The organism is Yoonia sp. F2084L (genome assembly GCF_023015625.1).
Lineage (GTDB): Bacteria > Pseudomonadota > Alphaproteobacteria > Rhodobacterales > Rhodobacteraceae > Yoonia.
The window spans coordinates 223000-235594 of sequence record NZ_JALKAH010000003.1 but is presented as its reverse complement, the minus strand read 5'-3'; the positions used below and the strand labels follow the sequence as shown (position 1 = coordinate 235594).

The window sequence follows — 12595 nt, the reverse complement described above, 5'->3', positions numbered from 1 at the left end:
GCGGCAGGACAAACTGCTGATAGTGGTGTTGTGTAGAGATGATTGAGGACGAACGGGAATGAAGATGGAAGAGCTGGCAAAAGGGGATGGTTACAAGATCCCGGCAGCGCACCTCCCTTTCATGCGGCTTGGTCTGGAAAAGCTGGATGACTTTCATGACGAGGTTGCCGATCTAGAGGCGACACTCGGCGATGTTGTCAAACTGGGTGGACAGGACGCGGAAAAGAAAGCTGCCAAGCTTATCAAGCAGTTACGTGCGTTTGAACCCAGCATTACGATGATCGGTCAGATCAAATCGGGCAAGACGTCTCTGGTCAATGCCATGGTCGGTCGCCCCGACCTTTTGCCTGCGGATGTGAACCCGTGGACCTCTGTTGTGACCTCGCTTCACCTCAATGCGCCGCTGCCTGAGGATGCGCCAACAGCGACCTTCCAGTTCTTCAGCCAGGGCGAATGGGACCACCTGGTTGAGAACGGTGGCCGAATCGGTGAACTGTCTGAACGGGCAGGCGCCGATGACGAATTGGAAAAAGTCCGCCAGCAGATCGCCGAGATGCGCGAAAAGACCAAGCAGCGTCTTGGCCGCAAGTTTGAACTGCTGCTTGGCCAAAAGCACAACTATGCCGAGCTGACTGACGAGCTGGTGCAGCGCTATGTCTGCATGGGCGACGATTTTGAGGATATGGAGGAAGACGACCAGCAGGGTCGTTTTGCGGACATCACGAAATCCGCCGATTTATATCTCGAAGCCAAGACCATCCCGATGCCGCTTTGCCTGCGCGACACACCGGGTGTGAATGACACATTCATGATGCGCGAGCAGATCACCATCAACGCGCTGCGCGACAGCCGTATCTGCGTTGTGGTTCTGTCTGCCCATCAGGCGCTCAGCTCGATGGATATGGGTCTGATCCGTCTGATCTCGAACGTGAAAGCGCGCGAAGTCGTGATCTTCGTCAACCGGATCGACGAATTGGCCAATCCTGCCGATCAAGTCCCTGAAATTCGCGACAGTATTCTGCAAACGCTGGCTGACAACAATGGCCCCGAAAATCCACAAGTGATCTTTGGCAGTGCGTATTGGGCCAATATGGCGCTGGCGGAAGACCTCGAAGATATCGTTGCCGATAGTGCCGAAGCGATGTTCAACTGGGCCGAAGCGTCGCTCAGCGCTGAAACATCTGGCATGGATACCAAGGAACTGGTCTGGCACCTCTCTGGTGTACCTGAGCTGTACAAGGCGCTGTCTGAGCGTATCTCGGAGGGGCCCGGTGCTGAAATCCTGGCGGCGTCACGCAAGCGCGCGCTGAACCTGGTCGGCGGCGTGCGCGCGTCGAACGCGATTGTGTCGATGCGGCTGGACGGCGACACGGTAGAGGTGATGTCGAGCAGCGCGCTCGCGAAGCATCTTGATAAGCTGGAAGCAGACAATCTGAAATTCCTCAACGACCGGCTGGATGTCGTATTCCAGCAGTTCGGATCGCGGGTTGATCAATCACATAAGCGGTTCCTGGATCGCGCATTGGAATCGTTGTTGCAGCACCTTGAAACCAACGGCGAAGACGAAATTTGGCAATACAGCCCTGACGGCCTGCGCATGCTGCTGCGCACCAGCTATCAGGTGATGCGCCGCAATGTGTCATCGACCTGCCAACAGGTTTATGCGGCCGCGGCGACCGAATTGGCTGAGACGTATCGCTCAGCCTTTGGCGTAGATGTCGAGAACTTTACCATCACACCACCCGCGGCACCCGAAATTCCGGCCCCGGTTTCGCTGGGTCAGACCATCGCGCTTGATCTGCAAACATCGTGGTGGAAAGGCTGGTGGAAGCGCCGCAAAGGCTATCGCGCGTTTGCCAGCGGTTTCTATGACCTGATCGAAGCGGAAACAGCCCCGATCGTGGATGAACTGAAAGTCCGGCAATCGGACGATATTCGCGCCAAGGCCGAACGCGAACTGCGCGAGTTCCTCAGCGAGCAGCGCGCGATTCTGAGTGATATCGGCAATAAATCCGAAATTGCTGTTGACGATTTAGAAGACATTTTCGGCATTACTGCACAGCAGGAACGCGAGGAGCTTTTCGACTACATCTTTGAAGAGCTCAGCGACAACACTCCGGCTGACGCAGAAGGAACGGCATAAATGGCGACAGATACACCACAGGCAAGCGGGCCACGTAAGCCGCGCATCGCATTGATGGGCGAGTTTAGCGCTGGCAAAAGTACGCTGTCCAACCTTGTGATGGGCACCAGCCCCTTGCCTGAAAAGGTGACCGCGACACGGTTGTCGCCGGTTTGGCTTTCGTCTGGCAGCGACACGCCCTACCGCATGGATGTGGATGGCACGACAGAGCCTGTGTCGATTGATCGGCTTGAGGATATCCCGGTTGACCAAACGCGCTACATCCGTCTGTTTGTTGAGGCTGATATCCTTGAAGTCTGCGATCTGATCGACTTTCCAGGCATCTCGGACCCCAACATGTCGTCCAACGTCTGGGAACGTATGCTGCCCGAGGTGGACGCCGTGATCTGGTGTACCCATGCAACCCAAGCGTGGCGGCAATCAGAAGCAGCCGTTTGGAACGATATGCCGGAACCCGTGCGCCAAAACTCGGTCCTGCTGATCACCCGTTTTGACAAGCTGACGAATGAAAAGGACCGCGGTCGCGTCGTCAAGCGCGTAAGCCGTGAAACCCGCGGCCAATTTGGTGCAACCTTCCCGGTATCCTTGCTGCAGGCCATTCAGGCAGGCGAAGACCACGACCTGTGGGAAGCCAGCGGTGCAGGACCATTTACCGCGCATTTGATTGATATGATCGAAACGCTCGCCGTGCTCGCCGCGCGATCTGATACGCCGCTTTATAACTTTGAAAGCAGTGCCGCGATCCCTGCAGCCGCAGCTGTGGTGCCGCGTCGTGTGCAACGCTCGCCGGATAGTCCCAGATCAGCGCGCGCGACTACCGGTACAGATCAAGTGGCGTCGGATAGCACCGATCAGATTTTGCGGTCATCCTAAAATCAAACAGCCCGTGTAGGCTTTCACAATCTTCGCTTTTGCCGTACTCATGGCGAAACGTAAGTAAAAAGCAGGCCATATATGGTTGGTAGTGAGTTGGATGCTTTGCGCAACAAGTTCAGTGGCTGCCGTGCGCTGGCCTTTGCTGATTTGTCCACAAAGATGATCCTGATTACAGACTCAGACTCAAATTTGCGGCGCGAAGCGTTAGATGCGCTTTGCGGGGAAGCAACGGTTTTGTTCGGCGCAAAGGGTAAACCGGCCTTGGGTGAGCGACAAAGCAATGCTGCTTGTGTGGCCAGCCCGTCCGCGTTTCGCGCATTTGTGCGCGCCGCAGATGAGCCGAATGATGTTTTGTGTTGCATCTGCGATCCAAAGGTGGACGCAGCTGCTTTTGTGACCGAGGCCCGCGCTTGCGTAGACCGCATTAGTCGCGGTGCATGAATAGAAACGAAGGGCTGGGAAAAGGCTTATGAGCGATTTTAACGCTTTGGCAAAAAAACTCGCGGAACTTGCGTCAAATGACGAAGTGTTCGACGCCGGTGCGCGCGTCATCTCTGAAGGGGGTACACCTGCGCCGCTTGCGGCGATCCTGCGCGAAGTGGATGACACCGTACTGGAACGAAAGCTTGCGCTGGAAAGCGCTGGTACGACGATCAATCTGATTGCCTCTGGCCGCCGTTTGCGCGGTATTCTCAGTGTGACGCCCGACAAGAAATCCAATGTCATCGGCCAATCATTGTCCCGCGAAGAACCGGGTACGGTGCAGGCGGCCCATGACCTGTTACATGAATTGTGCGGCGATGCGGATCGCTTGACCGTCCGCAACTATGCACCAGAACCTTTTGGACAGACCGGTGAACGCGGTATATCGGCCGTTGGTCTCTCTGACCTCTGGCAAGTCGATCTTGACGAAGCACCAAAGCCACCAATGGAGCGGTTTTTGACGGCGAATGCGACTGCGTTCTCATCGTTGCTGCACATCAGGCAAGGTGAAGTCGTGGCAACCTCTGGCGAAATCAAAGCTTTGAAAGCAATATGGAAATCCCAGATGGAGGATTTTCGCAAGACACATAAGAAAGCGCTTAGCGGTGAGGACGGCCCGCAACTGATCACCCTTGATGGTGCGCTTGAAGAAGGTGCATCTGCGGCTGTGGCCGTATATGAAAAGGACCTTGCGTTGATCGCCTATCAGTCCGATCAGTTTGGCCGCATGCAATCATCGTGGCAGCGTATCTTTACCTGATGCATCCCGCTGCTGCATCCGCACGGCCTGCGCCGCACTTCTTTAACGGGTTTCAAGAAGGCACTTTGGACACTGCCGATGGACCGGTGTTTTATCGGATCGCAGGCAAAGGCCCACCTTTGGTTTTGCTGCACGGCTATCCTCAGACGTCAGCGATGTGGCATGCCGTTGCCCCGGTTCTGGCCCAGACCTATCAAGTCATCTGCCCTGATTTGCGCGGTTACGGGCGTTCGCTGAAACCGACCACAGATGCCACGCACAGCCCCTATTCCAAACGGGCGATGGCCGGAGATGTCATCGCTTTGATGGATTACCTGGGTCATGACCGTTTTCTGATCGGCGCACACGATCGTGGTGGTCGGGTTGCCCACCGGCTGGCCGCAGATCATCCTGATCGGGTGATAGCGCTTTCAACTTTGGACATCGCCCCCACGCGCGAGATGTACCGCGAAGCGGATAGCGCCTTTGCCCATACCTACTGGCACTGGTACTGGCTGACCCTACCTCATCCATTCCCCGAACATCTGATAGAGGCCGACCCTGCTTTCTTTTGGTTGAAGAAATGTGGTGTCGGAAAAGCTGGTTTGACGCCCTTCGTCCAACAAGCGCTGGATGAATATCTGAGCTGCTTTAGCACGCCTGCCGCCATTCACGGCGCGTGCGAAGACTACCGTGCCGCCGCAACGATCGACATTGCCCATGATGATGCCGATCCTACCAAGCTTGTGATGCCATTGCTTGCCCTTTGGGGAAAAGATGGGGCGATTGAAGCGCATTTTGATTGTCTTGCACTGTGGAAAGAGCGGGCAGAAAACGTTACGGGTTGGGCACTGCCAGGCGGGCATTATCTAGCCGAACAGCACCCCGACAAAGTGTTGGACGCATGGCAGCCGTTCTTTGCCAAGGCGCTGGCTTAGGTCAGTCGCGCGGGAAAGCCGTCCGCCCGCAGGTCTGTATCCAACAAGTCTTCCAATAATTTCACAATCATCGGCGATTGCGCATCGCCGCCGTAGGCCGCGCGCGCCGCGACATAGGTTTGTTCAGTTGCCGCAGCGAGTTCGAGCGGCACCTCAAACTCTCGCCCAAAACCCATCGCAAATCCAAGGTCCTTCAGCGCCAGATCAATGTTGAAGGCCACGTCATATGATCCATTGAGGACAAGCGCGCCTTCGGTTTCATGCACGAATGACGTCCCCGACGACGCTTTGATCGCATGCCACGCCTGCCCCAGATCAAGACCGCCGCGCTTGGCAAGCATCAAGGCCTCACCGCAAGCTTTCAAATGAATGAAGGCGAGCATATTGGTGATCACCTTGATAATCGACGCAGACCCCAGCGGGCCCATGTGAAACACCTGATTGCCCATCGCTTGTAGCGCGGGCAGGTGCAAATCAAACATATCATTATCGCCGCCCGCCAGCATCGTGATGTTGCCTTGGGCAGCCAGATGCACCCCGCCGGTCACAGGCAATTCCATCATCCGCACCTCATGTTGCGCGGCCTTTTGTGCGAATGCCAACACCTCTTCGCGGCCCAAAGTGGACATTTCGATCCAATGCGCGCTCGTACGCATCGCGGGCAGCATTTCCGCTGATACTGCCTCGGAAACGGCGGGCGACGGCAGGCATGTGATCACATGATCGACGTTGGCCGCGAGTTCTGCGGGTGTATCAACCCAGCGTGCACCCAGAGCAAGTGCGCCAGCGGCGGCCTCTTTGTTGATGTCGGTCACCGTCACATCCATCCCCGCGCGCAGCAAGCATGCGGCGCAATTCGCCCCAAGATTGCCCTGGCCGATATATCCGTAGTGCATTGGATTTTCCTATTCGAAGTAGATGTTATAATCCGCGCGGATGGCGGCATCAAAGGCAGGATCAAACTTGATCTGCGCGTTGTCCAGGATTTCGTTCTTCCGCTTGATCGCCTGATCAAGAAGCATTGGACGGTCCGCTTCGTTCCATTCCTTTGGGCTCATCCGGTTACCCAAGGTGGGGTAGATGTATTCAGTCTGCATCAATTCAAGCGTTTGATCGGACCCTAGGTAGTGACCGGGGCCGTCAAGACAAACGGCTTTCATCGCCTCAATCGAGGTGCTGTCTTCGGTCACGTCGATACCGCGGACGGTGCGCAAGACTTGCCCGATCACGTCATCGCCCAACACCAGCGATTCAAGGCAGAACCCCAAGAGCGAGGCATGCATACCAACGGCCTCATACGCCATGTTGAGGCCTGAGAGACCAGCAAGCACATTGGTGATGCCAGTTTCCCAGCCTGCCTGCATGTCGGGCAATTTCGCATCCGAGATACCAGCGGCAGCGCCACCCGGGATATCATAGAACCGATGCATCTGCGCGCAGCCCGCCGTCAGGAGTGCCTGTTCAGCGGACCCACCGGACATCGCCCCGGTGCGCAAGTCAGATACAAACGGCCATGTCCCAAAGACCGCGGTGTGTCCTGGCGCCATGGCGTTCACATAAACGACCCCGGCAAGGCATTCCGCCACTGCCTGCACGATCGCCAATGCGATGGGCGCGGGCGCTGTTGCCCCCGCTTGTCCGGCCGACAGCAGCAGCACCGGCATACCGGCGCGAATGCAGGCCTCCATCGACCGGCAGCTTTCCTCGGCAAACTTCATGGGTGGCACCACAAAGCAGTTCGAATTGGACACGAAAGGGCGCGCACGCCATGCGTCTTCGCCCCCGGCCAGACGGTGCAAGAGTTCAATAGCGGGTGCGACATGGCTGGGGTCATCAAAGGACGTGCCAATATGCTTGGTCGTGCCAGCACAGCAGGCGTAGATTGTGTTAAGGTCCATTTCAAGGTTGTCAGGGATATCACGGGCGACCATCGCCCGCTGGAAGAAATGTACGTTATCAAGAGCATGCGTTATTTTCGCTGCATTATGCAGGTCTTGTGCAGTGCTATCGCGGTAAGTGTTGGTTTCCAGGTCAACCACATGAACTGCGGCGCCAGCTGTTCCAAAATGAACGTTGGATCCGGTCAGATGCAAATCATATTTTTCCTCACGGCCACATAGGGTGATATTACGTGCAGCTTTCGCAAGCATGTCTTCCACCAAAGCACGCGGGAACCGGATGCGCCCGTCATCGCCCAGAATGGCACCAGCTTTGGTCAGGATTTCAACCCCAGAGGGCGGCGCTTGTGACAAACCAATCTGTTCAAGTGCATCAAGGGCGGCATGATGGATCCGCGTGACATCAGCATCAGTAAGCGGTTTGTACTGACCGCCCGGTAATCCCGGGCGAACCGGGCGCAGATCTTCGGACAAAGGCGCACTGCGCAATGCGACACGTGCGGCACGCCCACCGCTACGACCTGTTCTTTTTCGTGGTTCTGTCATGGGGCAGCCTCCGCTCTGCTGGAAAGTAGTATTCTCGCCTCTTCACCTCTGATCAATCCGCAGGTCCGGTCATTATTGATCGGAGTAGCCGATTAGTGCAGTCTAAGGATATGCAAATGGAACTGATCGACACCTTTCTGGACCTCTGTGAGACCAAGAGCTTTAACCAAACCGCCGAACGGTTAGGCGTCACCCAATCAACGGTGTCAGGTCGGATCAAATCGCTGGAGGCGGCGGTTGGTGTCAGGCTGTTTCAACGATCACGTGCCGGGACCGCACTGACCACGCAAGGGCTACGGTTTGAACCGCACGCCCGTAGTCTGCGCCACAATTGGATCACGGCGCTGAACGCAACCCGCGACACGGCCATGGCTGGCGTGACAATGCGCATTGGCCTGCAGCATGATCTGGTCAGTCTTGAAATGAACCGATTGATTGGCGCGTTTCGGGATGTGTTACCGGATACGGCGTTTTTGGTCGAGGCGGACTATTCGACGCAAATGTGCGCTGATCTGATGTCGGGGGCGCAGGACATTGCGGTCCTTTACTCACCGCGACAGCAGCCCGACCTGCATTTTCAGACGCTGGGCGACGTGCGCTACGTCATGGTATCGACCGAATGCGAGGATCTGTCCAAGATCGACCCCGCCAGCTATATCCTTGCCAACTACTCTCCGGCATTTGCGCACGCACATGCAGCACTGCTTCCGGCTCTCACCCATGTGTCGTTGTCGATTGGGCAAAATGCGGCCATGGTCGATTTGCTGACATCACTATCAGGGAGCGGCTATGTGTTAGAGCATTCGGCAAAAGCGCTGGTCGCATCAAAAGTATGTGCCCATGTCGCCGGCGCACCCGTCATTCATCAACCGGTTTTTGCGGGCGTAAACCTACGTAACCGACATCGGGCAGCCTATCGTAAGCTGATCCGTATTCTCCATGGCCAATACACACCTAAAACGCCAGATAGGCGGCGGGACCGTGTCGTGGGCAGAGTGCGCAAAAAGGAATAAACGCAAAAAACGCCCAATGGGCGTTTGCTTTTGTGTCGGACTTGGTGATTTGGTTGCGGGAGTAGGATTTGAACCTACGACCTTCAGGTTATGAGCCTGACGAGCTACCGGGCTGCTCCATCCCGCGCCAAAAAGCGCACCTCAGAATGTCGAATTGAGGTGCATCGATAGAGAGATAAATTGTACTTCTTATTAGGTTTGGCAATGACTTACTCTCCCACGCCTTAAGACGCAGTACCATCAGCGCTGCGGCACTTAACTGCCGAGTTCGGGATGGGATCGGGTGTTTTGCTCGCGCTATGATCACCAAACCAAAAAAGAAGTACAAAACATCAGCCTTGCATGCACCGCATGCAATCGTTGTTCCAGATATCATCGTATACTGATGATTGTGTGTGTATGAACTTTGATTTTTTCCAGTCTTACTATTACTGGATCAAATCAAGCCTATCGAGCAATTAGTACCAGTCAACTGAACGCCTTACAGCGCTTACATCTCTGGCCTATCGACGAGGTGGTCTACCTCGGCTCTCAGGGATATCTTGTTTTGAAGGGGGCTTCCCGCTTAGATGCCTTCAGCGGTTATCCTGTCCGATCATAGCTACTCAGCACTGCCGTAGTCGACAACTGATCCACCAGTGGATCGTTCACCCCGGTCCTCTCGTACTAGGGGCAACTCTTCTCAAATATCCTACACCCACGGAAGATAGGGACCGAACTGTCTCACGACGTTCTAAACCCAGCTCACGTACCTCTTTAAACGGCGAACAGCCGTACCCTTGGGACCTGCTCCAGCCCCAGGATGAGATGAGCCGACATCGAGGTGCCAAACGGTGCCGTCGATATGGACTCTTGGGCACCATCAGCCTGTTATCCCCAGCGTACCTTTTATCCGTTGAGCGATGGCCCTTCCACTCGGGACCACCGGATCACTATGGCCGTCTTTCGACTCTGCTCGACTTGTCAGTCTCGCAGTCAGGCTGGCTTCTGCCATTGCACTCAACGAGCGATTTCCGACCGCTCTGAGCCAACCTTCGCGCGCCTCCGTTACAATTTGGGAGGCGACCGCCCCAGTCAAACTACCCACCACGCAGGGTCCCGGACCCGGATAACGGGCCGCGGTTAGACATCAAGCAGAATAAGGGTGGTATCTCAAGGGAGGCTCCACCGAAACTGGCGTTCCGGTTTCAAAGCCCACCACCTATCCTGCACATACTGTGCCTGATGCCAATGCGAAGCTATAGTAAAGGTGCATGGGGTCTTTCCGTCTAACCGCGGGTATCCTGCATCTTGACAGGAAATTCAATTTCGCTGAGTCCACATTTGAGACAGCGGGGAAGTCGTTACGCCATTCGTGCAGGTCGGAACTTACCCGACAAGGAATTTCGCTACCTTAGGACCGTTATAGTTACGGCCGCCGTTTACCTGGGCTTCAATTCGGAGCTTGCACTCCTCCTTTTAACCTTCAGGCACCGGGCAGGCGTCAGACCCTATACGTCGTCTTGCGACTTCGCAGAGCCCTGTGTTTTTAGTAAACAGTCGCCACCCCCTGGTTTGTGCCCCCGCCCAAAAGTTGCCTTCTGAACGGGCCTCCTTCTCGCGAACTTACGGAGGTATTTTGCCGAGTTCCTTAAATGTGGTTCTCTCAAGCGCCTTGGTATTCTCTACCTATCCACCTGTGTCGGTTTAGGGTACGATCTTATGGAGGGCTATTTCCAGGAACCAATTAACTGCTGGGGCAACTACGCCTGATCCAACAATCTTCATGATCCGTCACCATCTCCTGGCCCAGGAATATTAACCTGGTTCCCATCGACTACGCCTTTCGGCCTCGTCTTAGGGGTCGGCTTACCCTGCTCAGATTAGCTTTAAGCAGGAACCCTTGGATTTTCGGCGAGGGAGTCTCTCACTCCCTTTGTCGCTACTCATGTCATCATTCTCACTAGTGATCTCTCCACCGGATCCCTCACAGGCCGGCTTCACAGAAAATTCCTTGCGTCCAATACCCCCCGAAAGAGGTTAAGGACGCATGGAATTATGTCACACTACGCTCTGCTACCATGCAATAAATTGCATCCTAGACTTCGGCTCATGGCTTGAGCCCCGTTACATCTTCGCCGCAGGACAACTTATTTAGACCAGTGAGCTGTTACGCTATCTTTAAAGGATGGCTGCTTCTAAGCCAACCTCCTGGTTGTTTTGGTCGTCCCACCTGCTTTCCCACTTAGCCATGAATTAGGGGCCTTAGTCGTAGGTCAGGGTTGTTTCCCTCTCCACAACGGACGTTAGCACCCGCTGTGTGTCTGCCGGATATTACTCCTCGGTATTCGGAGTTTGATTAGGATCAGTAAGGCTGTGGGCCCCCATTACCCATTCAGTGCTCTACCCCCGAGGGTATTCGTCCGACGCTCTACCTAAATAGATTTCGCAGAGAACCAGCTATCTCCGAGTTTGATTGGCCTTTCACCCCTAGGCACACCTCATCCCGACCTTTTTCAACAGGTGTGGGTTCGGACCTCCAGTAAGTGTTACCTTACCTTCATCCTGGACATGCCTAGATCACTCGGTTTCGGGTCTAATGCATCTAACTCAATCGCCCTATTAAGACTCGCTTTCGCTGCGCCTACACCTAACGGCTTAAGCTTGCTAGATACACTAAGTCGATGACCCATTATACAAAAGGTACGCTGTCAGGCCGCAAGGGCCCTCCAACTGATTGTAGGCGTTCGGTTTCAGGTACTGTTTCACTCCCCTCGTCGGGGTGCTTTTCACCTTTCCCTCACGGTACTGGTTCGCTATCGGTCAGTAAGGAGTACTTAGCCTTCGAAGGTGGTCCTCCGATGTTCAGACAGAATTTCACGTGTTCCGCCCTACTTAATACGTCTGATCATGCTTCTTATACGGGACTGTCACCCACTATGGTTGGCCATTCCAGACCATTCTAATCACACTCACAGCTCGGCTGGTCCCCGTTCGCTCGCCGCTACTAGGGGAGTATCTATTGATTTCCTTTCCTCCGGGTACTTAGATGTTTCAGTTCCCCGGGTTTGCTTTTTTAACCCTATGTATTCAGGTTAAAAATACCTGTTTTACCTCATTATTAATCACCCCGAAGGATAATAATAACAAAGTATCAGGTGGGTTGCCCCATTCAGAAATCCATGGATCAAAGCTTATTCTCAGCTCCCCATGGCTTATCGCAGAGTATCACGTCTTTCATCGCCTCTTACTGCCAAGGCATCCACCAAACGCCCTTTTCGCGCTTGATTTGATCCAGAAACAGTCAGACTGCTTCTGTGGGCCCACCCTTTTGTAAAGTTCAATGGGCCCTTAATCAAAATGCATACATTGCAGTGCTTGCCGCTGGTTCGCAACAAACACTGTTCGAGTAGTATTACTACTACTCCGGTTAGTGTACTTGACTTGGAACAAAATAGATTTGCGTGACGGTCAATGGCTCCATGCGGAACCTCACGTCAGCTGTTGATCCCTTACGCGGGTTCAACATCTATTCTGATGTTTTGTATCTCTCTAAACGATGTCAAATGATCCGAAGATCAAGTCGTCCAGTTGGACGGCAAAACAGCAATGCTGTTTAACGGTCTAACTGGCTTTTGAAGTTGTTGGTGGGTCGAGGAGGACTTGAACCTCCGACCTCACGCTTATCAGGCGTGCGCTCTAACCACCTGAGCTACCGACCCAACTAGGTTGAAGTCAGAGACTTCAAATGGTGGAGCGTATCGGGATCGAACCGATGACCCCCTGCTTGCAAAGCAGGTGCTCTCCCAGCTGAGCTAACGCCCCATAGGTGAGTTCCGCCGATGCGAAACTGCTAACTGAAGAGATATGAGGACGGCCTGGCTCTAGGTCACTTCCAAGGAAAGAGGAAGTGCCTGAATATGCCGGCTTTGTTTGCCGACTGCTAAGTGTTCCACGAGTATGAACAAGTTCATGCTGCT

General features: G+C 54.7%; 8 protein-coding genes, 3 tRNA genes and 2 rRNA genes. 6 read left to right on the top strand and 7 right to left on the bottom strand.

The annotated features are described in order from the left end of the window. Positions 1-58: 58 nt before the first annotated feature. The 5 genes from MWU60_RS09815 (at position 59) to MWU60_RS09795 (ending at position 5179) form a co-directional block, all read left to right on the top strand. Positions 59-2143, top strand: a complete 2085-nt coding sequence (locus MWU60_RS09815) for a dynamin family protein (protein WP_247227085.1) — start codon at positions 59-61, stop codon at positions 2141-2143. After that, positions 2144-3016: a dynamin family protein gene (locus tag MWU60_RS09810; RefSeq protein WP_247227084.1), complete on the top strand. Its 873-nt coding sequence runs from the start codon at positions 2144-2146 to the stop codon at positions 3014-3016. An 81-nt stretch (positions 3017-3097) separates the two neighbouring features. Continuing rightward, complete coding sequence (locus MWU60_RS09805; protein WP_247227083.1) at positions 3098-3460, top strand: hypothetical protein; 363 nt, start codon at positions 3098-3100, stop codon at positions 3458-3460. Positions 3461-3488: 28 nt separating this feature from the next. Beyond that, complete coding sequence (locus MWU60_RS09800; RefSeq protein WP_247227082.1) at positions 3489-4262, top strand: hypothetical protein; 774 nt, start codon at positions 3489-3491, stop codon at positions 4260-4262. Further along, positions 4262-5179, top strand: coding sequence for an alpha/beta hydrolase (locus MWU60_RS09795; RefSeq protein ID WP_247227488.1), 918 nt, complete (start codon positions 4262-4264; stop codon positions 5177-5179). Before MWU60_RS09800 ends, MWU60_RS09795 begins: the two co-directional genes overlap by 1 nt. Here MWU60_RS09795 and MWU60_RS09790 read toward each other — a convergent pair. Further along, a complete protein-coding gene (locus MWU60_RS09790; protein ID WP_247227081.1) occupies positions 5176-6075 on the bottom strand; it encodes an NAD(P)-dependent oxidoreductase in 900 nt (299 codons plus the stop codon). The two genes, MWU60_RS09795 and MWU60_RS09790, sit on opposite strands and share 4 nt — an antisense overlap. 9 nt (positions 6076-6084) lie before the next feature. Next, complete coding sequence (locus MWU60_RS09785) at positions 6085-7623, bottom strand: trimethylamine methyltransferase family protein (protein WP_247227080.1); 1539 nt, start codon at positions 7621-7623, stop codon at positions 6085-6087. Between the two features lie 116 nt (positions 7624-7739). Between MWU60_RS09785 and MWU60_RS09780 the strand changes: the two genes are divergently transcribed. Beyond that, entirely contained in the window at positions 7740-8636 is an 897-nt protein-coding gene (locus tag MWU60_RS09780) for a LysR family transcriptional regulator (protein WP_247227079.1), read from the top strand. Positions 8637-8686: 50 nt separating this feature from the next. Here the strand turns inward: MWU60_RS09780 and MWU60_RS09775 are convergent. The 5 genes from MWU60_RS09775 to MWU60_RS09755 form a co-directional block, all read right to left on the bottom strand. After that, positions 8687-8763, bottom strand: a tRNA-Met gene (locus tag MWU60_RS09775). Between the two features lie 69 nt (positions 8764-8832). Beyond that, positions 8833-8947: ribosomal RNA gene (gene rrf / locus MWU60_RS09770) — 5S ribosomal RNA — on the bottom strand. Between the two features lie 126 nt (positions 8948-9073). Further along, positions 9074-11905 (bottom strand): 23S ribosomal RNA (locus MWU60_RS09765). Between the two features lie 355 nt (positions 11906-12260). After that, positions 12261-12337, bottom strand: a tRNA-Ile gene (locus MWU60_RS09760). A gap of 27 nt (positions 12338-12364) precedes the next feature. Next, positions 12365-12440 (bottom strand) — tRNA-Ala (locus tag MWU60_RS09755). Positions 12441-12595 lie beyond the last annotated feature (155 nt).

Excerpts from the sequence above, each read along its gene's own strand:
- MWU60_RS09815 (WP_247227085.1), top strand. The coding sequence starts at position 59 with ATGAAGATGGAAGAGCTGGCAAAAGGGGATGGTTACAAGATCCCGGCA.
- MWU60_RS09795 (WP_247227488.1), top strand. The coding sequence starts at position 4,262 with ATGCATCCCGCTGCTGCATCCGCACGGCCTGCGCCGCACTTCTTTAAC.
- MWU60_RS09800 (WP_247227082.1), top strand. The coding sequence starts at position 3,489 with ATGAGCGATTTTAACGCTTTGGCAAAAAAACTCGCGGAACTTGCGTCA.
- MWU60_RS09780 (WP_247227079.1), top strand. The coding sequence starts at position 7,740 with ATGGAACTGATCGACACCTTTCTGGACCTCTGTGAGACCAAGAGCTTT.
- MWU60_RS09810 (WP_247227084.1), top strand. The coding sequence starts at position 2,144 with ATGGCGACAGATACACCACAGGCAAGCGGGCCACGTAAGCCGCGCATC.
- MWU60_RS09790 (WP_247227081.1), bottom strand. The coding sequence starts at position 6,075 with ATGCACTACGGATATATCGGCCAGGGCAATCTTGGGGCGAATTGCGCC.
- MWU60_RS09805 (WP_247227083.1), top strand. The coding sequence starts at position 3,098 with ATGGTTGGTAGTGAGTTGGATGCTTTGCGCAACAAGTTCAGTGGCTGC.
- MWU60_RS09785 (WP_247227080.1), bottom strand. The coding sequence starts at position 7,623 with ATGACAGAACCACGAAAAAGAACAGGTCGTAGCGGTGGGCGTGCCGCA.